This window comes from Mesorhizobium sp. LNJC405B00, from assembly GCF_000502615.1.
Lineage (GTDB): Bacteria > Pseudomonadota > Alphaproteobacteria > Rhizobiales > Rhizobiaceae > Mesorhizobium.
In genome coordinates, this window is sequence record NZ_AYWC01000002.1 from 470,994 (window position 1) to 495,889 (window position 24,896).

At 62.2% G+C, this 24,896-nt stretch carries 24 protein-coding genes; 10 read left to right on the top strand and 14 right to left on the bottom strand.

The annotated features are described in order from the left end of the window. Positions 1–110: 110 nt before the first annotated feature. From iolB to phnN, 4 genes are all read left to right on the top strand, one after another. The gene (gene iolB, locus X756_RS159235) at positions 111–923 is read left to right on the top strand and encodes a 5-deoxy-glucuronate isomerase (RefSeq protein WP_023728867.1); all 813 of its coding nucleotides are present in this window, start codon (positions 111–113) and stop codon (positions 921–923) included. A gap of 154 nt (positions 924–1,077) precedes the next feature. Further along, positions 1,078–1,785 carry a DUF1045 domain-containing protein gene (locus X756_RS159230; protein WP_023703742.1) on the top strand — a complete coding sequence of 236 codons (708 nt, stop codon included), beginning with the start codon at positions 1,078–1,080 and terminating at the stop codon, positions 1,783–1,785. Positions 1,786–1,819: 34 nt separating this feature from the next. Next, on the top strand, positions 1,820–2,974 hold the full coding sequence (locus tag X756_RS159225; protein ID WP_023728868.1) for an alpha-D-ribose 1-methylphosphonate 5-triphosphate diphosphatase: 1,155 nt from the start codon (positions 1,820–1,822) through the stop codon (positions 2,972–2,974). Then, positions 2,971–3,600 carry a phosphonate metabolism protein/1,5-bisphosphokinase (PRPP-forming) PhnN gene (gene phnN, locus X756_RS159220; RefSeq protein ID WP_023728869.1) on the top strand — a complete coding sequence of 210 codons (630 nt, stop codon included), beginning with the start codon at positions 2,971–2,973 and terminating at the stop codon, positions 3,598–3,600. Before X756_RS159225 ends, phnN begins: the two co-directional genes overlap by 4 nt. A 2-nt stretch (positions 3,601–3,602) precedes the next feature. Here phnN and X756_RS159215 read toward each other — a convergent pair whose 3' ends face one another. The 3 genes from X756_RS159215 to X756_RS159205 all read right to left on the bottom strand — a co-directional run bounded on the left by X756_RS159215 (position 3,603) and on the right by X756_RS159205 (position 7,257). Beyond that, positions 3,603–4,589: an ABC transporter permease gene (locus tag X756_RS159215; protein ID WP_023672350.1), complete on the bottom strand. Its 987-nt coding sequence runs from the start codon at positions 4,587–4,589 to the stop codon at positions 3,603–3,605. 44 nt (positions 4,590–4,633) lie between these two features. Further along, the gene (locus tag X756_RS159210) at positions 4,634–6,172 is read right to left on the bottom strand and encodes a sugar ABC transporter ATP-binding protein (RefSeq protein WP_023728870.1); all 1,539 of its coding nucleotides are present in this window, start codon (positions 6,170–6,172) and stop codon (positions 4,634–4,636) included. Between the two features lie 122 nt (positions 6,173–6,294). Beyond that, entirely contained in the window at positions 6,295–7,257 is a 963-nt protein-coding gene (locus X756_RS159205; RefSeq protein WP_023672352.1) for a sugar-binding protein, read from the bottom strand. Positions 7,258–7,836: 579 nt separating this feature from the next. Between X756_RS159205 and X756_RS159200 the strand changes: the two genes are divergently transcribed. Both X756_RS159200 and X756_RS1000000169270 read left to right on the top strand, forming a co-directional pair. Further along, on the top strand, positions 7,837–8,940 hold the full coding sequence (locus X756_RS159200; RefSeq protein WP_023727829.1) for a LacI family DNA-binding transcriptional regulator: 1,104 nt from the start codon (positions 7,837–7,839) through the stop codon (positions 8,938–8,940). 218 nt (positions 8,941–9,158) lie between these two features. Then, complete coding sequence (locus X756_RS1000000169270) at positions 9,159–9,341, top strand: hypothetical protein (RefSeq protein ID WP_196813864.1); 183 nt, start codon at positions 9,159–9,161, stop codon at positions 9,339–9,341. 355 nt (positions 9,342–9,696) lie between these two features. Here X756_RS1000000169270 and X756_RS159190 read toward each other — a convergent pair whose 3' ends face one another. The 11 genes from X756_RS159190 to X756_RS1000000166540 all read right to left on the bottom strand — a co-directional run bounded on the left by X756_RS159190 (position 9,697) and on the right by X756_RS1000000166540 (position 20,650). Continuing rightward, entirely contained in the window at positions 9,697–10,290 is a 594-nt protein-coding gene (locus X756_RS159190) for a hypothetical protein (protein WP_023728872.1), read from the bottom strand. A 542-nt stretch (positions 10,291–10,832) separates the two neighbouring features. Continuing rightward, complete coding sequence (locus X756_RS159185) at positions 10,833–11,744, bottom strand: ABC transporter permease (RefSeq protein WP_023727826.1); 912 nt, start codon at positions 11,742–11,744, stop codon at positions 10,833–10,835. After that, complete coding sequence (locus tag X756_RS159180; RefSeq protein ID WP_023727825.1) at positions 11,741–12,841, bottom strand: ABC transporter permease; 1,101 nt, start codon at positions 12,839–12,841, stop codon at positions 11,741–11,743. Before X756_RS159180 ends, X756_RS159185 begins: the two co-directional genes overlap by 4 nt. Beyond that, a complete protein-coding gene (locus tag X756_RS159175) occupies positions 12,838–14,361 on the bottom strand; it encodes an ABC transporter ATP-binding protein (RefSeq protein WP_023728873.1) in 1,524 nt (507 codons plus the stop codon). Before X756_RS159175 ends, X756_RS159180 begins: the two co-directional genes overlap by 4 nt. Positions 14,362–14,364: 3 nt before the next feature. Then, positions 14,365–15,462: a BMP family ABC transporter substrate-binding protein gene (locus X756_RS159170; RefSeq protein ID WP_198020001.1), complete on the bottom strand. Its 1,098-nt coding sequence runs from the start codon at positions 15,460–15,462 to the stop codon at positions 14,365–14,367. A gap of 26 nt (positions 15,463–15,488) precedes the next feature. Continuing rightward, entirely contained in the window at positions 15,489–16,868 is a 1,380-nt protein-coding gene (locus X756_RS159165) for an amidohydrolase (RefSeq protein WP_023728875.1), read from the bottom strand. A gap of 1 nt (position 16,869) precedes the next feature. Then, entirely contained in the window at positions 16,870–17,529 is a 660-nt protein-coding gene (locus X756_RS159160) for a glutathione S-transferase family protein (RefSeq protein ID WP_023728876.1), read from the bottom strand. Continuing rightward, the gene (locus tag X756_RS159155) at positions 17,526–18,371 is read right to left on the bottom strand and encodes an aromatic ring-hydroxylating dioxygenase subunit alpha (protein ID WP_023728877.1); all 846 of its coding nucleotides are present in this window, start codon (positions 18,369–18,371) and stop codon (positions 17,526–17,528) included. The genes X756_RS159160 and X756_RS159155 overlap by 4 nt, the downstream gene beginning before the upstream one ends. Continuing rightward, complete coding sequence (locus X756_RS159150; RefSeq protein ID WP_023683609.1) at positions 18,368–19,021, bottom strand: Rieske 2Fe-2S domain-containing protein; 654 nt, start codon at positions 19,019–19,021, stop codon at positions 18,368–18,370. Before X756_RS159150 ends, X756_RS159155 begins: the two co-directional genes overlap by 4 nt. A 124-nt stretch (positions 19,022–19,145) precedes the next feature. Then, positions 19,146–19,412: an acylphosphatase gene (locus tag X756_RS159145; RefSeq protein WP_245264448.1), complete on the bottom strand. Its 267-nt coding sequence runs from the start codon at positions 19,410–19,412 to the stop codon at positions 19,146–19,148. Positions 19,413–19,819: 407 nt separating this feature from the next. Beyond that, positions 19,820–20,650: a toll/interleukin-1 receptor domain-containing protein gene (locus X756_RS1000000166540; protein WP_023728879.1), complete on the bottom strand. Its 831-nt coding sequence runs from the start codon at positions 20,648–20,650 to the stop codon at positions 19,820–19,822. A gap of 249 nt (positions 20,651–20,899) precedes the next feature. Between X756_RS1000000166540 and X756_RS159140 the strand changes: the two genes are divergently transcribed. The 4 genes from X756_RS159140 (at position 20,900) to X756_RS159120 (ending at position 24,719) form a co-directional block, all read left to right on the top strand. Continuing rightward, entirely contained in the window at positions 20,900–22,330 is a 1,431-nt protein-coding gene (locus X756_RS159140; protein ID WP_023728880.1) for a hypothetical protein, read from the top strand. 177 nt (positions 22,331–22,507) lie between these two features. Further along, positions 22,508–22,885 carry a hypothetical protein gene (locus X756_RS1000000169705; protein ID WP_023728881.1) on the top strand — a complete coding sequence of 126 codons (378 nt, stop codon included), beginning with the start codon at positions 22,508–22,510 and terminating at the stop codon, positions 22,883–22,885. Between the two features lie 529 nt (positions 22,886–23,414). Further along, complete coding sequence (locus X756_RS159125; RefSeq protein ID WP_023728883.1) at positions 23,415–24,188, top strand: recombinase family protein; 774 nt, start codon at positions 23,415–23,417, stop codon at positions 24,186–24,188. A gap of 99 nt (positions 24,189–24,287) precedes the next feature. Next, entirely contained in the window at positions 24,288–24,719 is a 432-nt protein-coding gene (locus X756_RS159120) for a hypothetical protein (protein ID WP_023728884.1), read from the top strand. Positions 24,720–24,896: the final 177 nt, after the last annotated feature.

Here is a 24,896-nt window from a genome sequence, read left to right on the forward strand (position 1 = left end):
CCTCGCTTCGTCATCCTAGGGTCTTCGCGACGGAGCTTCGCTCCTGCTTCGCCCTAGGATGACGAAGTTGAGAGGCCGACCTCGAAGACATGCGATAGGAGAGACAAAACATGTCGAAACTGCTCGTCAAAGCCGACAAGGGCCATGGCCGCGTCGCCCATGTCACGCCCAAAAGCGCCGGATGGACCTATGTCGGCTTCGACCTGCACCGGCTGAAGCCGGGCGCGACCGCATCCGGCAAGACGCGGGATCGCGAAGTCTGCCTGGTGTTCGTCACCGGCAAGGGCACGGCAAGGGCCGGCGGCCAGGAACTCGGCCTGCTCGGCGAGCGCATGTCGCCCTTCGAGGGCAAGCCGTGGTCGGTCTATATTCCTGAGGGGTCGGATTGGTCGGTCACCGCCGACACCGATCTCGAGCTCGCGGTCTGCTCGGCGCCGGGCCTTGGCGGCGGCCTCCCGGTGCGCGTCATCGTCCCGGACGACCTCGGTCAGGAAGTGCGTGGCAAAGGCACCAACACGCGCTACGTCACCAACATATTGCCCGAGGGTAAGCCGGCCGACTCGCTGCTGGTGGTCGAGGTCATCACGCCCGGCAGCCACACATCGAGCTACCCGCCGCACAAGCACGACCAGGACAATCTGCCTGCCGAATCCTATCTCGAGGAAACCTACTACCACCGCCTCAACCCGCCGCAGGGTTTTGCCTTCCAGCGCGTCTACACCGACGCCGACAAGACCGGCGCCCGCGAGTTGGACGAAGCCATGGCGATCGAGGACGGCGATGTTGTGCTGGTGCCCAAGGGCTATCACCCCTGCGCCGCCTGCCACGGCTACGACCTCTATTACCTCAACGTCATGGCCGGGCCGAAGCGGACGTGGAAGTTCCACAACGCGCCCGAGCACGAGTGGCTGACGAAGGCCTGATCGGCCTTCGCTTGCGCCGGAAGCGGTTGGTCCAGCAGCAAAAAATCGTCGGCTAACGATCCATGGGGTCGATTTGCCTTCGAAAACCCGCATAAGCTTCGTCAATCCGTCATGGAAATCACCTATGGCAGCGGGCTGACGAGGATTTTTTTCGATGCGCTACGCCATCTATTTCACCCCAAGGCAGGACGAGCCGTTGGCGCGGATCGCCGCCAACTGGCTGGGCCGCGACCCCTTTGGCGCCGCCACCAGGCCGGTCGAGGCGGTGGGCGAGCTGTCGGCGGCCGAAGTCGCCTTTCACACCGCATCGGCGCGGCGCTACGGTTTTCATGCGACGCTGAAAGCGCCCTTCCGGTTGGCCGCCAACGAAACCGAAAGCTCGTTGCGCGCGGCGCTGGACGCCTTTGCCGAAGCAACGCCGACGGTCACCATCCCGCGCCTGGTCGTCAGCCAGATCGATGGTTTCTTCGCTTTGCTGCCGGAAGGCCCGCTGCCGCCGCTCAACCGTTTCGCCGATGATGTCGTGCTTAGCTTCGACCGTTTTCGCGCGCCGCTCACCGAGGCCGAGATCGAGCGGCGCAGCCCGGATTCGCTGAAGCCGGCCGAGTTCCGCAATCTCTGCCAGTGGGGCTATCCCTATGTGTTTGAGACCTTTCGCTTCCACATGACACTGTCCGGCCGGGCCGGGCCGCAGGAAAGCCAACGTCTGCGCGCGGCAATTGACAGCCTGTTCGCCGATGTGCTGCAGCAGCCGGTGCTGGTGGATGCGCTGACGCTGTTCGTCGAAACCGAACCGGGCGCTCCGTTCATGGTGCTTTCGCATCATGCGCTCGGCCGCCGCGCTGCCCGAAAAACCGCCTGACCGCAATTCGTCCGAGTAAGCAAGGACTGCCTGAATGACCGCCGAAACTGTTCTCCACAACGCCCGCATCGTGCTTGCCGACGAGATCGTCGAAGGGTCGCTCGTGCTGCGCGACGGTTTTATCTCCGGCGTCGACGCCGGCACCGGCCACACCGGCGGGAGCATGGGCGGCGAGGACATGGGCGGCGACTACATCATTCCCGGCCTGGTCGAGCTGCACACTGACCATCTCGAAGGCCACTATGCGCCGCGCCCGAAAGTGCGCTGGAACCCGATCGCCGCCGTCCTTGCCCATGACGCGCAGGTGGCCACCGCCGGCATCACCACCGTGCTCGACGCTTTGCGTGTCGGCATGGACGAGGACGCGGATATTACCTCCGACGACATCCGCAAGCTCGCCGGCGCGATCGAGGACAGCGTCGCGAAAGACCGGTTGCGGGCCGACCATTTCCTGCACCTGCGCTGCGAGGTCTCGGCGCCGGATTGCTTGCGGGCTTTCGCCAATTTCGATGGCGACGGGCGGGTCAAGCTGGCCTCGCTGATGGACCATGCGCCGGGACAGCGTCAGTTCGTCAATCTCGAGACCTACGCCCATTACTATCAGCGCAAGCTGAAATTGACCGATCGCGACTTCCAATTGTTCTGCGAAAAGCGGATGTCGGAATCAGCGAAGAATTCGGGACCGAACCGGGTGGCGATATCAGCCGCCTGCAACGAGCGGGGCATTGTGCTGGCGAGCCATGACGACGCCACATCAGGCCATGTCGACGAGGCGATCGAACAAGGCGTGCGCGTCGCGGAATTCCCGACCACGCTGGAAGCCGCCAAGGCCTCGAAGGATGCCGGGCTCGGCGTGCTGATGGGCGCGCCCAACGTCATGCGCGGCTCCTCGCATTCGGGCAATGTCTCGGCCCGCACGCTGGCCGGCGACGGCCTGCTCGACATATTGTCGTCCGACTATATCCCTTTCAGCCTGATCCAGTCGGCCTTCTTCCTCGGCGACGTCGTCGAGGGCATCTCCTTGCCGCAGGCGGTCGCGATGGTGTCGAAGAACCCGGCCGAGGCCATCGGCCTCAACGACCGCGGCGTCATCGAACAGGGCCGCCGCGCCGACCTCGTGCGGGTGCGCGTCGACGACCATGTGCCGGTCGTGCGCACCGTCTGGCGCCAAGGGAGGCGGGTCGCCTGATGGTCTCGGCGTCGATCGAGCGCGAACTGACCAGCGAGGCCTTTCCGGTCCGCAACGGCGTCTTCGTCGCCGTCGTCGGCCCGAGTGGCGCCGGCAAGGATACGGTAATCGGTTATGCCCGCACCTTGTTTGCCGACGAGACGAGGCTGGAGTTCGTCCGCCGGGTCATCACCAGGCCGAGCGATGCGGCAAGCGAGGATCACGACACGCTGGCCGACGCGGCCTTTGTCGAAGCCGAGGCCGACGGCGCCTTCGCCATTTCCTGGGAGGCGCACGGCCTGCGCTACGGCATTCCGGCCGATGTCGACTGGTCCATCGCCAATGGCCATGTCGCGGTCGCCAATGTCTCGCGCGCAGTCATCCCGGTGCTGCGGGAGCGCTATGCCAATCTGGCTGTCGTCGAGATCACCGCCTCGCCGGAAATCCTCGCCGAGCGTCTCGCCCAGCGCGGCCGCGAATCGCGCGGCGAAGTGCTGGCTCGGCTCGCCCGCGGCGCCAATGTCGCTTTGTCCGGCTCCGGCGTCACCTCGATCGACAATGGCGGCCGGCGCGAAGCCGCCGGAGAACGCTTCGCCGAGGTGCTGCGCAAGGCGATGGCCTTCTCGGATATATCCGGCGTGATGTAGCGCTACTCCGCCGCGACAGTCTTCCGGCTGGCATCGAGCATCAGCCGCCTTGCGCGGAACACGCCCCATTGCTGGTCGACCAGCACGCCGATCAGGATCACGCCGCCCATCACCGCGAAGTTGAGCGAGGACGGGATGCCGAGCAGATTGACCAGGTTCTGCAACTCCTGCAGCAGCACGGTGCCCAGGATGACGCCGACCAGCGAGCCTTCGCCGCCGCGCAGCGAGAAGCCGCCGAGAACGGCGGCGGCAATGGCGTAGAGCTCGTAGAACTGGCCGTGGCTGGCCGGCGAGATCGAGCGCGTGTACATGGCGAAATAGATCGCCGACAGCGCCGTCAGCACGCCGCAGATGACATAGGCGGCCATGACGACACGGCCGGTGCGAATTCCCGAATATTTCGCCGCCTCTTCATTCTTGCCGATGGCATAGAGGTAGCGTCCGAACACCGAGCGGTGCAGCACCACCCACATGACGATCGAAATGACGATCAGTGCGATGAAGCTGTTGGGCACGCCATAGCTGCGGCCCGCGGTGAGGAATTCGAGCTCGGGAAAATTCTGGCCGAAGGCGAAGCCGGCGGTGCCGTCGGCGGTATAGAAACGGGCGACCCCGCGATAGATCAAAAGGCCGCACAGCGTGACCACGAAGGGCTGCAATTTCAGCCTTGTGATCAGCCAGCCATGCGCCAGTCCGATGATGCCGCCCAGCACCAGGATCAGCGGCAGCGCCAGCGGCCATGGCATGTCGCGCACGGCGATGAAATCGATGAATAGCGTGCCGAGCAGCGCCACCAGCGATCCCACCGACAATTCGATGCCGCCGGTAATGATGACGAAGGCCTGGCCGATGGCGAGGATCCCGAACAGGCCGATCAGGTTCGAGGTGTTGGCGAGGTTGATCGGCAAAAGAAAGCGCGGGTTGATGGCGGTCACCACGGCGCCGACCACCAGGATCAGGATCAGCAGGCCGAGATCTTTTTTGCTCATCGTCTTCTCCCCAATGCGCCGGACCGGCAATCGCCTGAAGCCCGCTAGTTTGCCGGCTTGCCGACCGCCAGCAACAGCACGTTTTCCTGGCTGAATTGTTCTTTGTCGAGAATGCCCGAGATCTGGCCCTCATGCATGACGGCGATGCGGTCGGACACGCCGATCACCTCTTCCATGTCGCTGGAGATCATCAGCACGGCCACGCCGGCATCGGCCAAGGCTCGCATCAGCCCGTAAATCTCGGCCTTGGCGCCGATATCGATGCCGCGCGTAGGCTCATCGAGGATCATCACCTTCGGGTTCATCGCCAGCCATTTGCCCAGCACCACCTTCTGCTGGTTGCCGCCCGACAGCGTGCCGGTTCGCGTCTGCACCGACGGCGCCTTGATGCCGAGATTGCTCTTCTGCTTCTCGGCGGTGGCGGTCTCGGCGCTTGCCGACACCAGTCGACGCTTCGCATGCGCCGGCAGGTTGGGCAGCGAGATGTTCTGCGCGATCGACAGGTCAAGCAAAATGCCGGTCAGCTTGCGGTCTTCCGGAACCAGAAAAATGCCATGCGCGACCGCATCGGCCGCCGAACCCAGCACAAGCGGCTTGCCGTCGAGTTCGAGCCCACCGCCAAGCGTGCTGTCTATGCCGAAGAACACCCGCGCCAGTTCGGTGCGGCCGGAGCCGACAAGGCCGGCGAGGCCGAGGATTTCACCGCGCCTGATGTCGAGGTCGACCGGCCGGGCAGGGTAGGCGGGGGTGCGGATGGCTTTGGCCGAGAGCGCAGTGGCGCCCGGCGCCCGAGCCGCCTCGGAGGCCTTCTCGCGCTCCTTCAGCATGCGGCCGATCATCAGCTTGACCATCTGTTCGTGGTTGATGGCGCTCTTCGGCAAGGTGCCAGCCAGCATGCCGTCGCGCAGCACCACGACGCGGTCGGCGACGCGCTCGACCTCATGCAGCCGGTGCGAAATGAAGATGACGCTGATGCCATCGGCCTTCAGCGCCTTGATGACGTCGAGCAGCTTGTCGGTTTCGGCGAGCGGCAGGCTCGACGTCGGCTCGTCGAGGATCACCAGCCGCGCCTTGATCGACAGTGCCTTGGCGATCTCGACCATCTGCTGCTGCGCCAGCGACAGCGAGGCAACCGGCGTATCGGCGGAGAAATTGGCGCCGACGCGCTTCAGCAGTGGCGCCACCATTTCGCGCAGCTTGGCGCGGTCGACCAATCTCAGCGGCCCGCCGCGCAACGGCTCGCGGCCGAAGAAGATATTGGCGGCAACATCGAGGTTTTCGAAGAGATTGAGTTCCTGGTGGACGAAGGCGATGCCCGACCCCAGGCTGCCTTCGACGGTGAGCCCGTCATGCGCAACGCCGTCGACGGTGATGGCGCCGCTGTCCGGCCTGGTGACGCCGCCGAGGATCTTCATCAAGGTCGATTTGCCGGCGCCGTTTTCGCCGACCAGGCCGATCACCTCGCCCGGCCTGACCTCCATGGAAAAGCCGTCCAGCGCCACCACGCCCGGATAGGTCTTGCGCACGTTCTCGAGGCCGAGGAACGGGGTGGTTGCGACGATAGATGGGTCGGAATAATTCATCACGCCATATTTGATCAGGCTTGCCAGCAGCCGGTGGGCTACAGACTGACGGGCCTTGGCCGACCCGTCAACACGATCGCCGGCTCAAGGCGAACCCTGAGCCGGCGCAACTGCTCGTGGTCTCAGTTTCCGGACATCGCCTTCAGATTGGCGGCATAGGTGTCGACATCGTCCTTACCGATGATCTTGGTCGGGATGATGATCAGGCCGCCTTCCGGAATGCCTGATTTGTCGCCCTTGAGATAGGCGGCCATCAGCTTCATGCCCTGATAGGCCCATTCGAAGGGCTGCTGCACGACGGTGGCCGCCACGGTGCCTTCCTTGACGCCGCCCAACGTGATCGGATCGTCATCGAAGCCGACGACGGTGATCGAGCCGAGCTTGCCGGCGTCGCGCAGCGCTTCATAGATGCGCGGCGTGTTGTAGGAATAGAAGCCGACCATGCAGGTGATGTCGGGGCTGGCGACCAGCGCGTCCTCGACATTCTTCTTGGCGCGCGCCTGGTCGATGTCGTCGCCGCGCACGTCCACCAGTTCGATCTTGCTGCCGGCGAGGCCGTCCTTCATGCCCTGGATGCGTTCCTTGGCATTGTCGGCGCCGAGCAGGCCGACGAAGCCGAGGCACTTGCCGCCGTCCGGCATCGCTTTCTTGGCGATCTCGGCCGCCTGCTTGCCGGCGTCGACATTGGACGAGCCGATATAGGCAACACGCTTGGTCTGCGGGGCATCGGAGTCGGTGGTGAACAGCGCCGTTTCCGACGCTATCTTGTTCAGACCGTCGGTCGAGGTCTTGGGATCGACGGCCGAGACCATGATGCCCTTGACGCCGGCGGTCACCAGATCATCCATCAGCCGCTGCTGGATGGCGACCGAGGACTGCTCGGGATATTTGAGTTCGAGATTGTAGTCGGGCAATTCGGCCTGCGCCTTCTTGACGCCGGCTTCGGCGGCCTTCCAGAAATCGGAAGCGCCGTTGACGACGAAGGCCAGCGTCGGCTTGTCGTCGGCGCGCGCAATGGCTGTCGCGGTCAGGCCAAGCAGCAGGGCTGCGGTGGCCACGGATGCATGTCGTATCAAGGATTTCATGTTCAACCTCCCGTTTTGGCTCAGTCGTCGGACTGAACCGATCTTGCATTCACTGACTTGCCGCTCGCGATTTGGACGCCCTCCTCCTCAGGGGTTCCCGGCGCTGAAGAATGGCGTCGTCGGTCGCGATCACGGACATTAGAGACTCATCCCGTGCTCGTAAATAGTCTGATTTGTCTGACATATCACATGTCCGAGACCACGCTTGCGGAGGCAAACCCCGCTCGCCATCGGGCCATTCACGTGCACTTCTCGCCGCACGGGTCCCACCTGACCGGACACGGCGGATTGACGTTACAGCGTCGTTTTGTATTAGTAAACACTATTAGCAGAGGTCCCGCGCGGACACTCGGCGGTGGCCCTAGGTCTAGTTTTCCCGAACAGGTGCAGCACCGCTTCGCGCAAGCAGATGCCTTGCAGTCCTCGAATTTCACGCGGCCCGCAGCGGCATGGCGGGAACTTCAAAGCTGCTAATAAAGATAAACGCCTTCGACTATTTCCATCGGTCGACGGCGCGACACCATCTTGTCGGTGTGGCAGGCTTGCGACTAGACAGGCTGGGGATTGGGACGCAATGCCATGAGCGAGACGAGGGATCCGGACGACACGGCGAAGCGGCGCAAGGCGCCGGCGAGAGCCGCCAAGGGCGGCCGCGTCACCATGACCGACATCGCCAGGGCAGCCGGGTGCTCGCAGGCGACCGTCTCTTTCGTGCTCAACGATTCGCCCGGCATCCGGCTGTCGCAGCAGACGCGCGAGCGGGTGATCGACGCCGCGCGTGCGCTCGGCTACGCAGCACCCGCCTTCTCGGCGCTGCGCAAACCTGTTCCCGCCTTCGATGGACTTGACAGTGTCATCGGTTTCGCCGTCGACCAGCTGGCGACAAGCCCAGAAGCCGTTGTCGCCATCGAGGGCGCGCGCCAGGCGTCGTGGAACGCCGGCAATGTGTTGCTCGTGGCGCAGACCATGGGCGACGCCGTCATGGAGCCGCGCGCCGTTGCGGCGCTCACCAGGCGCGGCATCTCGGCGCTGATCTACATGACCATCTTCACCCGCGAGATCACGGCGCCGGACTTCCTCTACGGCCTCGACATCCCGGTCATCCTGCTCAACTGCTACACGGCCGATTATGCCTTCCCGGCCGTGGTGCCGTCCGAGATCGCCGGCGGCCAGAACTCGACCCGGCATCTGATCGGCCACGGCCACCGCCGCATCGCCACCATCACCGGCGAGCCGTGGATGCAGGCCGCGCAGGACCGGCTGAAAGGCTACCGCAGAGCGCTCGCCACCGCCGACATCCCGTTCGATCCCGAACTGGTGGTCGAGGGCGACTGGTCGGCGAGCGCCGGCTATGCCGCGACCGTTAAGCTTTTGGCGCTCAAGGAGCGCCCGACCGCCATCTTCTGCCAGAACGACCGCACAGCCATCGGCTGCTACGAAGCGCTGAAGGAGGCGGGCCTGCACATCCCGCAGGACGTCTCCGTCGTCGGCTATGACGACGAGGAGATCGCCCGCCACCTGTTCCCGCCGCTGACAACATCGATCCTGCCGCACATGGCGATGGGCCAATGGGCGATCGAACAGCTCGAAGTGCCGCCGCCTCCCGGCCGCGGCCGCTATCCAATCACCAAGCTGGAATGCCCGCTGGTGCAGCGGGATTCGGTGGCAGCTGTGGCTGGATAAAGCTGAACCAGCCCATCCCGATGCAAATCGGGATGGGTCTGTTTGGTGTTTGCGCCTCAGGGCAGGGTCAATCCGGGAACGTGCCGCGGTTAGAACCGCAAGACGACGAAGGAGCGCCTGCGATAGCAGCGCCGGCGCAACCGGCCATGCCGCCAGAACGTGCGGCAGTGCCGTCTCCAGACATGCCGCCTGTGGTGGCGACGATGGTGCCATCGCCGATGCGATATCTGCTCGACATCGCCCGGGCCTTCGTCGTCATCAAACGAATTGGCATCCTGCTTGTCGAGTTCATCGAGAATGCCGTTACCGATATTGGGAACCCCGGCCACGGCCTCGAGAGGCCGAACCGCGGTAGCAAGCGCCGCGGCCCCCGCAACGCCGAACAATGCTGTCAAGAATGATCGCCGATCCATCAAAACCTCCATCAGCAAGACAAGGCTAACATCACGAGCCTAACACAAAGCAGCTAGAGCGGGTGATACAAAAGGCCAGAGGCGAATCTTCGAGCCGGCCCAAACGGGTGACCGGACGGACGGCAGAGGTCGGAGCAAGGCCGCTACCGGGCGGCGCGCTTCCTTCGGCTCGGCGACCAAGCCATGCGGAATGCCGCCGATGAAAGCGCACAGCCTGAGCGGTTCCGCCTTTCCGCGAAACTCTGAACCGCTTGGCAAAGCTACCCCCTAAGAATGCCCGCCACCTTGCGGCAGTGGCTGGCTGAGAGACTGACGCCCCACGGCAGATGCGATGTTGCGGTACTCAGCGCCGCGCCAATATCCGGCAGAGCTCCTTCAGGTCCCGGTCGTAGGTGCCCTTTCCGCTGAGCACGCTGGCGCAGCGTTTTTTCATCTTGGCGATCTGGCCGGCCGACATGGCGCTGATGGCAACCNCCGCCGGTCGCGTCGGCACCGCCGGCGTGTTGGGATCCCTGGGGCTGGTGGGCGCGGTCGGTGCGCCTATGCCGACGCCGACCCCGGCCGTCACCCCATTGCCCACCCCGACACCGGCGCCGACCCCGACACCGCTGCCGACGGTTGCGCCGACGCCAACCCCGACGCCCGTGCCCACCGATGCGCCGACCCCGGCCGCAACGCCGCTGGTGCCGCCAACCGTAGCGCCGACACTGGCGGTGGTGCCGCTGGTGCCGCCGACCGTTGCGCCGACATTGGCGCCCTTGCTCCCGCCGACCGACACACCGACGCCAAGTCCGCCGCCACTGCCGCCGACCGAGACGCCCACCCCACCGCTGCCGCCGATGCCCACACTGAGCCCGCCCGCGCCAGCCGGAAAGCACAAAGCCACGGAAACCGCGCCGCCGGCCAAGACCTTTGTTAAACTTTTAAAGAAAGCCATAACGCCGCTCCCCGCGTTGGTTGCCTGGACGCAGGTTGAACAGCATCCGTTACCAATATGATTACGCGAGTGTAGCGTTTTTAGTTTCTGCGAGAATAGGTAGTATTGGAAATCGTTGTTATCGCTGCTTGCGACGATCGGAATACATATTTTGGAATTGGCAGAAAAAACCGAGGATTTGCGGTTAGACTCGGAATCTTAGAGAGGCAGGACGAGTGCTCGCATGCGGGAATTTACCGGGCGCATGCCTCAGGCCATCTTGCGAAGCCGCTTCCCTAGGCTGCGGTGGAGAATGGACCCTCGAGAATGGGCTCGTACTGGGGAAAGGGGACGATCCAAGAACCCGCGACGATCCACCGGTGTCGGGCGCGTTGAGCGTCACATCGTTCCCCTGCTCGCAGTCGACGGCGTCAGCGCTACCCTTGCGGAAATACCTTCGCCCCGTTTGGCGTTTCTGCCCTTTGGATCGGATGCCGATCGTCCGCTGGCGTTTCGATCTCTTCAACTTACGTCGAGTTTCGCAAATCCACTTTGCATCCTGGCTAACGTTCGAAGGGTTCGCCAAGCGAGGCGACACCGTTCAGCCTGAGCAAGCGGCGGTCCGCCGAGATGACACCGAGCACGACGATCGTAACGAGATAGGGAAGGCTGGAAAGCAGTTGCGATGGCAGGTCCAGACCGGTCGCCTGGGCGGCGAGGCTCATCAGCGAAACCGCGCCGAAGAGGCAGGCACCCAGGAAGATGCGGCCAGCGAGCCACGTACCAAAGACAACGAGTGCGATCGCGATCCAGCCACGTCCGGCAATCATACCGTCCGCCCAAAGGGGCGTGTACACCGCCGCCGCATAGGCGCCGGCAAAACCCGCCATCATGCCACCAAAAGCTATGGCCGCGACACGGATAGCGATGACCGGATAGCCGATGGCGTGGGCTGCCTTGGGATTCTCGCCGATTGCCCTCACGACAAGGCCGGCTCTCGTATAGGCAAACATCGCCCAGATCGCAAACGTCACGGCAAGGGAAAGCCATACGACGACGTCCTGGACAAACAGCCTGCCGACTACCGGGATTTCCGAGAGGCCGGGAAAGGCAAGTTTCGGGAGCCCCTTGACCGTCAAGCTCTCGTAGCTTTTGCCGAACAGCGCCGAAAGGCCCTGGCCGAGAATGCCGATTGCAAGGCCTGTCGCGACCTGGTTTGCCCGGAATCCGAGTGCCAGCACTGCAAAGACGAGGGACAGGACGGCGCTACCGAGGCCGGCGGCAACGAACCCCAGCAGGTGTCCACCGCCGTGGTAGACGACGATGAACGCGAGCACCGCGCCGAGGGCCATCAGGCCCTCTACGCCGAGGTTAAGAACGCCGGCGCGCTCGACCACCAACTCGCCGAGTGCGGCAAGGAGAAAGGGGGTTGCCGCTGCGAGCATGCCCGAAATAATGAACTCGACGGCGTTCATGGCTGGCTCAGGTGATGGGGGCGGCGCCACTCGATGCGGTAGCGCACGAAGGCCACAGCGCCGAGATAGGCGAGCAGCAAGCTGCCTTGGAAGACGCGGACGGCGGCGATCGGCAGGTTTGCCGACACCATCGCATTGTCGCCGCCGATATAGAGAACAGCCATAAAGAGCGCGGAAAAGATGATGCCGACTGGATGCAAGCCGCCGAGATAGGCGACAATGATGGCCGCATAACCGTAGCCGGTCGAGATCGAGCGCTGCAGCTGGCCGAGCGGACCCGCGACTTCCGCCGCGCCTGCCAGTCCCGCCGCCAAGCCACCGATCAGAAGCGATAGCCAAATCGCACGCCCTTCGCTGAAGCCGGCGTAACCGGCCGCGCGCGGGGCAAGGCCGCCGACCTTGAGCTTATACCCCATGAAGCTTCGCTGCATGAAAACCCAGGCCACCAGCGAGAGCGCAAGTGTGATGAGCAGCGAGACGTTGACGCGGGTACCGGCGATCAGGGTCGGCACCATCGCGTCGTTCTGAAACATGACGGATTGTGGGAAATTGAAGCCGGCCGGGTCCTTCCATGGGCCGAGCAGCAGGTAGTTGAGGACTTGCGCCGCAACGAGGCTCAGCATCAGGGAGACCAGGATCTCGTTCGCATTGAGCCTGACGCGCCAGAAGGCGGTGATAGATGCCCAAAGCGCACCGCCGAGGGCACCGAGAAGCAGCATCAGCGGCCAGATCCACTGCCCGGTCGCCTGCGGAAACCAGACGGGGATCGCCGAGGCGAAAATAGCGCCCAGGATAAACTGGCCCTCCGCGCCGATGTTGAACACTTTTGCGCGGAAACCGATCGCCAGCCCCTGAGCAATGAGGAGAAGAGGCCCCGCCTTCAGCAGCACCTCCGCGAACGATGCCCAGGAGAGGAACGGCTCGAGAAGCATCGCGTACAGGACGGCCGCCGGATCTCGGCCTATCAGCACATAAAGGCCCAGATTGAGGATGATCGCCATGCCAAGCGCGACAGCCGGGGCCAGCATGGCCGCGACGAGCGAGGCATGCTCCCGGCGGACGAGCGCGGGGAGGAACGGCGCGGCCCAAACGCTCATGCAGGAACCTTCTCTGGCGAGGCATGTGCTCCGATCATGTATCTGCCGATGTCTTCGGGGCGCGTGTCCCGCGTGACCAGAGGCGGACTCAGCATTCCATGATGGAGCACCTGGATGAAATCGCAGAGTTCGAAAAGTTCCTCGAGTTCCTCGGAAATTACGAGGATCGCCACGCCCAGGTTGCGCAACGCGATGAGCCGCCTTCTGATGGCGGATGCAGCGCCAATGTCTACACCCCAGGTCGGCTGCGCCACGAAAAGCAGTTTTGGCGACAGCATCATCTCGCGACCGACGATGAATTTCTGCAAGTTGCCGCCGGACAGCGAGCCCGCTTCGGCATCCGGGCCGGAGGCGCGGACGTCGTACCGACGGATGCATTCGCTGGTGAAAGCCGTCGCTCCGGCGCTGTTGATGAGGCCGCGCCTCACGAGATCGAAAGGATGGGCGGTAAGAACGGTGTTGAGCACGAGCGACATTTCAGGGACCGCGCCGCGTCCCAGCCGGTCTTCGGGCACGAAGGCGAAGCCAAATCTCCTGCGCGCGGCCGCATCGAGTGCGCCTACGTCGCGGCCCATCATGTAAATCCGGTCGCGTTGTTCCTTCAGCAGCATCGCTTCGCCCGAGATAAGCGCGGCAAGTTCGCCTTGGCCATTGCCCGATATTCCGGCTATGCCAAGAATCTCGCCTGATCGTACCGTGAGGCTGATGCCGGAGAGCGGCGTGGCAAAGGGGTCGTCCGGCGTGTAGTCCATGTCGATTATTTCCAGCCGCTTCTCCCCCTCGGGCATGGCCAACGCGGGCATCACCTCGGGCATGTCGCGGCCGATCATCATCCGGGCGAGGTCGTGCGCATCATAGTCGCGCGGGTCGACGGTGCCGATAACGCGCCCTCCACGCAAGACCGTCGCCTGGTCACAGATCGTGCGAATTTCCTCCAGTTTGTGGGAGATGAACAGGATGGACACGCCGCGGTCGCGAAGGCGCCTGAGCGTGTCGAACAGCTTCTTCACCGCCTGCGGCGGCAAGACCGAGGTCGGCTCGTCGAGAATGAGCAGCTTCGGGTCCGTCATCAGGCAGCGGATGATCTCCACCCGCTGCCGTTCGCCGACCGAGAGCGCGTGCACATCGGCGAGAGGATCCACTTCAAGGCCAAAATCCTGGCCGAGGCTGCGGATGTGCGCCGCCAGCTCCGCCTTGCCGCCGGGGACGACGAGCTGGATGTTCTCGACGACAGTCAGCGTCTCGAACAGCGAGAAATGCTGAAAGACCATGCCGATGCCCCTGCGCCGTGCCTCAGCCGGCGAGGCAAGGCGCAGAGGCTCTCCGTTCCAGACGACGGTGCCTTCGTCCGGCTGTTCAACGCCATAGATGAGCTTCATCAGCGTCGATTTGCCCGCCCCATTCTCCCCGAGGATCGCATGGATCGATTGGGGCGCCACGTCCAGATCGATGGCTTGGTTGGCCCGGATCTGGCCGTAGCTCTTCGAGATGCCGCGGAGCGACAGAAGGGGCGGGGTCATGACTTACTTCGGCAGTGGTGTGGTGACACCCTTGACGTGCCAGTCCATCGCGACGATCTCGGGATCCGCTATCGTCGCACCGGCGGCGGCGGCTTCGCTGCCGTCGGCCTTGGTGATTGGACCTGTGAAGGGCGAGAAGCTGCCGTCGGCGATCTTCGTCGCCACTTCCTTGATCTTCGTCATCGTGTCGGCTGGGATATCTGAGTTCCAGTCCACGACCTCCACCACCTTTTCGGCGACGCCGAGGAAGGTGTTGGCGCCCTTGAAAGTTCCGGCGAGATGGGCATCCACGGAAGCCTTGAAGAAGGGCGACCAGTCCGTCGCGATGCAGCCGAGATATTTCTTCGGCGCATATTTCTTCATCGACGAATTGAGGTTGAACGCATAGACGCCAGCCTCCTCGCAGGCCGAGATCACGGAGGGTGTGTCCTGCGCGTTCGAGAAGATCACGTCGCAGTTCTGTGCCATCAGCGCCTTGGCGGCTTCCTGTTCCTTGGCCGGGTCGAACCAGGAGTTCACCCAGACGACCGATACCTCGATATCGGGATTTACAGTCTGTGCGCCGAGCGTGAATGCGTTGATCGAGGTGATCAGCTCCGGAATGGCGAAGGCCGAGACGGAGCCGAGCTTGCCGGTCTTGGAAAGAGCCGCGGCGGCTATGCCGAGCAGGTAAGTGCCCTGGAAATACTTCGCCGCGAAGGGCGAGAAATTCGGCGCGGTCTGGAAGCCGGAGGCATGCAGCACGGTGACCGCAGGATCGCGGCGGGCGATCTGTAGTGCACCATTCTGGTAGCCGAATGAGCCGGCGATCAGGAACTTGTTACCGTCGGCGACGGTCTTGTTCATGATCCGGTCGGCGTCCGGCCCTTCGGCGATGTTCTCGATGACGGTGATCTTCACCTTGTCGCCGTACGCGGCCTTGACCGGCTCGAGGCCGGCGGCGAGCGCATGGCCCCAGCCGACATCGCCGACCGGCGACGGGAGCACGAGCGTGATACCGAGCGGCTCGTCGGCCGCAAAGGCGGGACGGCTGCCAAGCGCGCCGGCAAGCCCTGTCGCGGCAAGGCCCTTCATCAGAGTTCTGCGGGTCAGATAGTTCAGCATGTCAGTTCCCCTGTCTTAAGTTGTTAGAATTCCACCGCGGCAAAAGCGGTTTCCGCGTCCGCAGCAAGCCGGGCCTCGTTCAGCCCGGTAAACGCACCCTTCTCCCAGACGATGCGGCCGTTGATCATGGTCATGTCGGTGGGCATGCCGATGCCGACCTTGGCGATCAGGCTCAATGGATCGTGGCGCGTGCCGACATAATCCATGCGGCGCGTGTCGATCGCGAAGAGGTCGGCGGCCATGCCGGGCGACAGTCGGCCGATGTCATTGCGGCCCAGAAGCGCGGCCCCGCCCGTTGTCGCATAGCCGAGGAAATCGACCGGCGCAGGCACGGGATGAGCGCGCGTCGAGGCCGCCAGGCATTGCAGCATGTAGGCGGAATGGATGCAGTGCATGAGGTTGGAATTGTCGTTCGAGGCAGCACCGTCGCAGCCGAGACCGACGCGCAGGCCAAAGGCGGACATGGCGGGAATATCAGTCACCTCCGCGCCCACCAGATAGACCGGCTCAGGGCAATGCGAGACACCGGTGCCGCTCGCCGCCATCAGCCGCAGTTCGTCATGCGTCAGCTCCCAGCAATGGGCATAGAAAGTGTCTCGGCCGGCAAATCCGAGGTCCTCGAGATAGTCCACCGTACGCATGCCATGGCGGGCCCCGATGATCGGGCTTTCGCCCTCGCCGACATGGGTGTGCATCCGCACCCCGCGATCACGCGCCAGCGAAACCGATTCCACGAAGGTCTCGCGGTAGCAGTTGACCGGCTGGCAGGGAGCGACCACGACCTGACGCATGCTGAAGGGACTGGTGTCGTGATAAGTGTCGATGAGGCGTGCGCAGTCGGCAATGAATTCGTCCGTGGTCTCCAGCATCTCGTCTGGAATGGTCGAGCCTTCCGATTTTGGCAGCGTGTTGCCGCCGCGGCCGGCATGGAAACGCATGCCGAGAAGATCGGCCGCTTCGAACTGCCGGTCGATGAGCCGTTTTCCGGCATGGCGCGGAAAATTGTACTGGTGGTCGAAGGCCGTCGTGCAACCGTGCTTTATCATCTCTGCCATCGCCGTGATCGAGGCGTGGTAGAAACAATCCTCGTTGAGCCGGGAGAAGATCGGATAGATCCGGTCGAGCCATTCGATGACCGACAGCTTCGTCCAGTCGAGTTCGGCACGGTTGCGCACAAAGCACTGAAAGAAGTGATGGTGCGTGTTGACGAGGCCGGGATAGACGAACCAGCCGTCGGCGTCCTGCACGATAGTACCGGCCGGCAACTCGCTTCTGTGCAGGCCTTGCCCGATTGCCTCGATCTGCGGGCCATTCGTCAGCACATCGACATTGCGCCGGACGCTCGGACCCCTGCCCTCGTCGGTGATGACCGCTGCGCAATTCTTCAGGAGATAGCCGGTCACCTCACGCCTCGTCCAGCATGGGTCGCGGTTCGGGCTTCAAATCGTGCAGCCGGTGGATACCGGGCATTTCGATGAAATTGTCGAGGCTGCGGAGCGCTCGCGACCAGAGCCGGATCGTGGGATACGGATCGAGGGAAACGCCGCCGTCGGGCGCGAGCGCGACATAGGGAAAGCAAGCAATGTCGGCAATCGTCGGCCGGTCGGAAGCGAGAAACCGGTCGCCACGCATTTTTTGTTCGAAGAGGCCGGCTTCCAGCTCACGTAGTGCCGCTATGCCATTGGCCTGAAGCGCACCGATGTCACCGGGGCGCAGCAGCATCTCATGCAGGCGCGCGCCGCCGAGGTTGGCGGTCAGCCTGTGCGAGAAGGAAAGCCATTGCTGGATGCGCGCCGTCTCCTCGGGGGCGCCGCTGCCGAGCCAGGCCGGTGCTGCCTTCGCGGCGAGATAGCCAAGCATGGCGGAAGACTCGGTCAGGATCAGGTCGCCGTCTTCAAGGATCGGGATGGAGCCTCCCGGATTAAGCGCCATAAGCTCGGGGCCACGATGCTCGGCGCCGGGATGGAAGTCGACCGGGCGGACTTCGAGCTTCACACCTGACAGCGTCGCCATCAGGCGCACCTTGTAGCAACTTGGGGAGAGGATGTAATCGTAAAGCTTCATTGTGCCACCAATTGCGCGCCGTAGGTATAATTGTGGCGCTTCAGCCAGCGGCGATAGGCGACCGAGGTCAGGTCGGCGCGCGTCGGGATTTCCATGCCGGGATCGAGCGGCAAAAGACGCGGGATCTGGTTTTCGAGGATCGAGCGGTCCTGCAGGAAAATCGTCTGCTGGAAATGGATGAGGTCGGTCTGTGGCGTCTCGTCATCGAAAAGCGCCATCCACGGCCAGACGTCGCAGAGATCCTCGGCAAGCGGTTGGACGAATAGCGCAATGACATCCCATTCGCCCGGGCGCGGCGGGCAGGTCTTGTAGAGGACTGAGCAGGTCGGAGCCGGCACGCGGTACATGTATTCCGTCGTGATACCTCCGCTCGCGGATTTCGCCGCCTGCGGCTGGTAGAACTTCACCTGGGTCGCCCAGACCTCGTCCTCTTCCTCGCGGATCTCGACCTTGTAGTTTTCGACCTCGGTATGCGGCTCCGAGCCGAGGATGTCGGTATGGACGAAGGGGAAGTGCGCGATGTCGAGGAAGTTCTCGACGGCGCGGAGCGGCGAGCAGCGCACCCGCACCACGCCGACATCGACGAAGCGGCGCCCGGGCTGGTCTGCCTCGAGAATCGGAAAGACCGGTTTCTTCGGTTCGCCGAGCGACGACCAGATATGGCCATAGCGCACCGAAACCGGCAGCACGCGCCCGTTTTCGCCTGTCACTTTCGCCGCGCCATTGGCGTCGAGCGCAACCTTGATCGGCTCGTCCATCAGGGTGGTCTCGCGCCCATAGTGGTCGAGCCGGCTGAAAAGCCCGACCGGATACCATTCGTCGCGCATCGCATCGTCGATCATGGCACAGCCCCTTTCGCCTCGATCCCTTCGGCCATGCGCCGAAGGCTCTCGGCGGCTCGCGAGGCGGCGATGCGCTCGGACGCATCGCAATCGGCTGGAACAAGGACGTGGATCAGCGTCTCGCCGGCTTCCTGCGGGATAGGCAGCAGGCGAATTGCCGGCGCGCCGGGTGCCTGCCAGACGTATCCTTCAACGGTGGCCTTCGTACCGGCAGCGACCGAGAGCGCCGAATGTCCGGCACGGGCCGTCAATGAACGGAGCGGCACGTAACCCTCAAAAAGGGGTGGCTTGCCATCAGGCTCTCCATCAGCGACCCAGATGATCCCGCCGGCCTCTTCGACCAACCGGGTCGCAACGCGAATCGTCTCCGGCGGCGTGAGGCTGGGATGGGCAGGAATGCGCAGGCACTGACCGGCCTGCGAATAGGTCCAGCCGTGATAGATGCAGGAGAGCGCCTCGCCGCGCACGAAGCCATGGGAGAGGCGCATGCCGCGATGCGGACAGCGATCCGCCGATGCCGCCAAGCGCCCCGATTGGCTTCGCCAGAGGGCAATGGGACCGGCGGGCGTCCGCGCCGGCATTACCTGTCCTGTTGGCAGATCCTGGGTAAGGGCGACCGGCACCCAGGTGTCCGTCTTGTCGGACAGCATGACCTTACTTTCCGTACTGATACTACTGTTTCCCGACCAGAGAGATGCCGGCGCAAGGAGTTGGCGAACCGCTCGATGCGGCTGACGTATGCATAATAATTTCGCAATTGCAATATTGGTTAAATTAAGTGCAAACCGAGGTAACCACACGCAAAGCTATATGTTTTTTTTGCTCGACAGGCGCGCGGTCGATCGTCTCGACCCAGACCTCAATGGGCCCAAGCGAACATCCCATCTCCATCATGTCGATCAGCTCCGCCGCACCGGCAATATCGAGTTCGATGCGATCGGTGCTTGCATGAGCGATGTGGTGCGCGAGACCGAGCTTGGCCGCATGGCGCATGATCCAGGGCACGAAGGACGCGGGTTCGAGGTGGCCGCGAATGGTCATCCGCTCATGCAAGCGGTGTTGACTTTGCTTCATCACGGACGGAACGCGCACCTTGGTGTCATGGTCGGCAGCATAGCGTCTGACTGAACGGGCGGAAGTGGTAATCGACGCGCCAATAACACGAATATCGACTGATCGCCCGTGCCTAGACCCGGGCACTCATGCATGTCGCCCAGAAGTGCCGCGGTTCTGGGACAACGACATCCATTAAAACAAAGACTTCAAGCGGGTCGCATGGATCCGTTCAGCGTGACGCGCTTAAGGGTTATCTGAGCTATTGTAATACATGGGTAGATTGGCGCACCCGACAGGAGACGCCGCAAAGTCCCTAAAGCGCTTGAAAAGCAAAGGTTTTCTAAGCAGCCGCGTAGCGCCTGTGTACCACCGCTGCGGGGTCTGAGGAAGGGTCAGGCCCCAATAGCCGCCACAAGCTTTGCAGCCACTGTGTCGAGGCCTTCCGACCATTGTGCAGCCACACGGTCGGCGAGGATGGGTGAATACTGGTAGATGTCTTGGGACGTAACCCCGGCCCAGACCGGAAGGATGACCTTCTGCCGCTCGACCAGTTCACGCGTAAAGATCGACTGGTACTCCGTCTTTGCCCATCCGCCGTTAGCGAGGAAGTTGGGGGTCAAGATGAAGATGCATTTCCTGCATTCCTGTAGCCCCTTCTCGATGCTTTCCCTGAGGCTATATTCGTCGTACCATACGGGGCACATGCGGCTGCTCAACGCCAACGCCAGTTTCTTCGCGATCTCCTCTTTGTCGCGGCTGTCGTGCGAAATGAATGCCAGAGGCTTCTCCGTGCGGTTGCGAGTTTCCATATATTCGACACTCCGAAACTCAACGAAATTGCCCCGCGAGGCGGCCTCTTGCCTGACTTGCTGCTTTAGGCTCTCGGGCACCGGGACCTCAGAGTAAAGGTAAACGCGCCCAGTGAAACGAAGGTCTTCTGAGGAGGCCACTTCATCTAGGCCATGTAGGTTGGTGCTGACAGAGTGGCTGCTAGCCCAATCGAACAGCTCTGGCACGAAATTCAGGCACAGCAATTCCGGAAATTCGACACCGTTGTGGGCGGGGATGTAGAACGACACATAGCGGGCGTTAGCCTCGAAATTGAAGTGAATTCGCCCGATGAATGTCACCAGATGGGTGCCGTTCGGGCCTTCGATAGGGAACTCACCCTCAAGTGTCAGGGTGACGGCATCTTTGACAAAATACTCTTTCAGGGTGGCCATCGTCTTCCCGCCGAACAGTTGAGCAGACAAAGGCTAGCTTACCGGGTCCCTAGGTGCCACCACTCCGCCTCAAGGTCCTTGGGGATAGCGATGAAAATTCTGGGTCGAAAATCTTAGAGGTGTGCTTGCGAGAGGGTCGTTCCGACCTCCCCCCCGTGGGGTGCCGATGGGACCCTATCAAAGTCTTCATCGGTCCCTCCTCATTCTTAGCGCAGGTCTGCTATGGTCAGCCCAAGACCGGGGGGTGCTATGGCTACGTTCTACTCAACATTCGGCGGGCAGCTGTCTCAGGCGGAACTCGACTTTGTCGATGTCGATACTGCGTTCGACAATCCCCTTTATCTGGACCCATACGCCATACAAATTCGGAATGATGAGTGGTCAGCAACGTGTGGCGACCACATCCGATCATTCTTTGCGGAAGTCCTTGAGGCCCTTCGTGACGACAACCCAGCGCGAGCCGGACATTTGCTCGGCAATCTGCACGAGCCGAACGAAACATGCTTTGGCCAGTCGGTAGGGGAACCCGCAGGGCGGGGCGTGGGACACGGGAAGGCTCTCGACCTCGTAGAAGCCCTTCGCCACAGCCGAGCCTTCGGCACCGGGGTCCTCGCCGATATCTCCGAAGCCGAGCTGTTTATTCGCGGGGTCGGGCCAGACACGATTTCGGACCTCACCACCAACATCCTACGCGGGCTTCTGGCGGACTACACAAAGGACCAGTGCGACCTCCTAGGAATACCCACGAGAACGCTGCCCTTGGACCCTTGTTGGTCCGCCGAGCGACAGGACTGGGTGTCGAGGTTCTACGAACTGCCGATCTCCAACGGGAAGCCTATCCTCCTCGTGCCGAAATTCTCCGTGCGAAGAACCCTGTCACTAAACAGCCAGGAGTTCTGGAACCACTACATGATCGAGTTCCTTCGGCAGGAATACCTCGACGCCCGCAGCAGCCTAGTCCGGACCTTTCGAGATGGCGTCCGCTACGTCACCAAGAAATCCGTCAAGGAGCGCCACCCCCTAATCAAGGACGATCTGGCCACCTTCGTTCAACGGCACCCAGAGGTCCTCGAAGAGTACAAGAGGATCAAGGGGGCTCAAGGCCCGCTAGACAACGACGACCTCGACGCGAACTTCGATGAGACCGTGTTCGCTAGGGTGCTCATAGACAGGCTGGCCGGCATCGCCACCGGCAACAACACCGCCAGCGAGTACCATCGTGTGGCCATGGGCATCACCACGTTCCTGTTCTTCCCAAGCCTCATCAAACCCATCAAAGAGCAGGAGATACACGAGGGGCGTAAGCGCATGGACATCAAGTTCACCAACGCTGCGCAGATAGGGTTCTTCTTCAGGATGCTTCAAGCGCCTCAGACGCGCTCGATCAGCGTGCCCGTTGAATGCAAGAACTACAGCAATGACGTTGAGAACCCTGAGCTTGACCAACTTACGGGACGATTCGGCCTTCAGCGCGGCTTCTTCGGCATGATGCTTTGCCGACGCCTTGACGAGCGGCCTCGCGTAGTCGCGGCGTGTCGAGACGCTGCGGGAGACGGCAGGGGCTACATGCTTGTGCTAGAAGACGCTGACCTCGTGCAAATGTTGGAAATGGTCGAGCGACACCGCCGTCCAGACATCGACACCTTCCTTCAGCGGAGGTTTGACGAGATCACCCATTGATCGGTGACGAAGACCCAGAGGCGCTCTCCCTACGCGGGAGTGCCCAGCCAACACGTTACTCCTTAAGGAGGACCCAGTAGCATCTTCTGATGCGCAGCTAGACGATTTCCGTTGAATTCCCACGTCTTGAATGCAACGGCTCTTTGCCGAGTGCGCGTCTTGCTAAGGTGCTTTCGAATGTTGGCCGAGGGGGGCAAACTAATTGACATGAATGGCGGGGCGTTTCTTCAGTGCGTGGCAAAAATTGTTGGAACCGAAACTGCCGAGCGATATGCCATGCGCTTTGGTGACCTCGATAAGCCTTACACGGAAACAATACTCGGGTATGAGGCATTGGCATTCTATGTGTATTCGACAGGTGTCGCTTGGCATGATCATATAAACGGTGCTCTCTGGAAGGAAAATGCGAACCCGGAAATCTTGCAGTTCATGGGCGTTTTGAACCACGCTCTCGGCAAGCTGCCCCTTATGTCCTTAATGGGGGTCTGGTATACAGAGGCTACCACGCCCTTGACGTTGACGCTTTTGCGGCCAGATATAACGTTGGTCAGGTGATAAGATTTCCCGGCTTCACAAGCGCTGCCGTTAAGGAAAATGAAGCCTACTTCGGTAATGTTCTGTTTACCATTAGGGCGCTTACTGCACATCGGATATGGTTCCTCGCGGCAGAGTACGATGAGAACGAAGTGCTGATGCCCGCCGGGCAATCCTTTCAAATAGTCGAGGTCGCCGCGTCAAAGGGCAAAGCAGCGATATTTTTGGACGAACTGCCATGATTACATCTGGACGGAAAATCAAAGCGCAGTCTGAGCTGTTGACGCTAGAGCGCGTCAAAGGTCCCGGATCGAAGAACGACAAACCAGTTCGGTCGCTCTCCGAGAGAGAGAAGGCGGCTGGCCGTAGATATTTGGGCACTGACGTACTCGCCGAACCAGTGTCGCGACTTCAAAAGAGGATGCAATCTTCGCGCGGATAGGCGGGCCGATCTGCGCTTCAGCTCCTCAGCTACTCAGCTCCTAAAACTGGTATTCACAAATTGCCTAACCCTCGTTAGACTGTTTGGGAATAGCTCAGGAGCGAACCCATGTCTGATACCGTCACCACTCCCCTCTTCGTTTCCTATTTGCGCGTCTCAACGGCCCGCCAAGGCGCGTCAGGCCTCGGCCTTGAGGCCCAGCGCGAAGCCGTCGCGGCCTACATCCGAAGCCGCGCAGGGGCCGCCGCTGGGCCGCTGAGGGAATATGTCGAGGTCGAGAGCGGCAAGGCCAACGACCGGCCCCAGCTTCAAGCGGCCCTGCGCCACGCCAAACATGCTCAGGCCACGCTCATCATAGCCAAGCTCGACAGGCTCAGCCGCAACGCCGCCTTCCTGCTCACCCTCAGGGACAGCGGGGCGCGGTTCGTGGCCGCCGATATGCCAGATGCCTGCGACCTTACTATCGGGGTCTTGGCGTTGGTGGCGGAGCATGAGCGGAAGATGATCCAGAGCCGCACAAAGGCGGCCTTAGCGGTGAAGCGAGACGCGTTGGCCCGTGAAGCAGCCTCGTTGGTAGCGCAGGGCCAGGAACCCGTGAGGCGGCTTGAAGACGGCACGGTGCGGCCTCTGCGCCTCGGCAACCCTAACGGCGCTGACTGCCTGCGTGGTCTCGGGAATGGGGTGGCGGTGGCGAGTGTGAAGCTAGGCGCTCAGGATCGGGCCGAAGAGTTCCGCGACGTGCTCTGCGATGTCGATCCAGCTGGCGCACTGTCGGCAAGGGGGCTGGCCGGCGCTCTCAACCTGCGGGGTTTTCGGTCGCCTCGCGGCGGGCGCTGGACGGCGCAAAGCGTCATCAGGCTAAGGGCGAGATTGGCCACATAACACTTGAAAATGCCCCATCAACAAATTCAATGGGTTAGAGTTAGCCTTCCCTAATGAAGAAGGAGCGCCCCCAGCCCTCCGTATGGGAGACAGTTTAGAATGGATGATCGGAATTTGAAGCGCGAGGCCCGACCGCACGAGCTTAGGCGCAATGCCGCATGGGCAGCCATGCTTAAAGCGGCTGCACGGCAACATTCAGTTCACCCCATAACAGCGAAACGCATCAAGAATGATACGTGCGCGAAGCTGTACGGTGATAGCGCGAGGGTACTCGCCTCAACCCATGGTGTGAAAATGAAGCACATAATGGCCTTGCGCGACATGCTTGGGACCTTGTTTGGTGTGTCGGAAAGCATCGGCAGTCAGCCAGAAGAACTTTTCCAGCGCTTCGAGGACTACAACCTTGCCGACAAACGAACTCGCAACGCTCACCGGGACGAGGCGAGGAAGGCGAGGGAGGCAAGTAAGGCGGAGGAGGAAATGCATCCCTACGTCGGCTTCGCGCAAATCATAAAGAACTCAAAGGTTTAAAGTTAGGCAGCGTATAGAGAAGGCCCCCCCCATCGACCCATATCTAATTCCTCATCTCCTTTCTCTTTGAGCCGGCTCAAGGCAGTCCGACAGATGTCCATAGGTCTGGCCCCTAAAAGTCACCTCTTCGCCCTCAGACTGCCCACCTCTAAGCAACCCGCTGAGGAAGCAGACCAT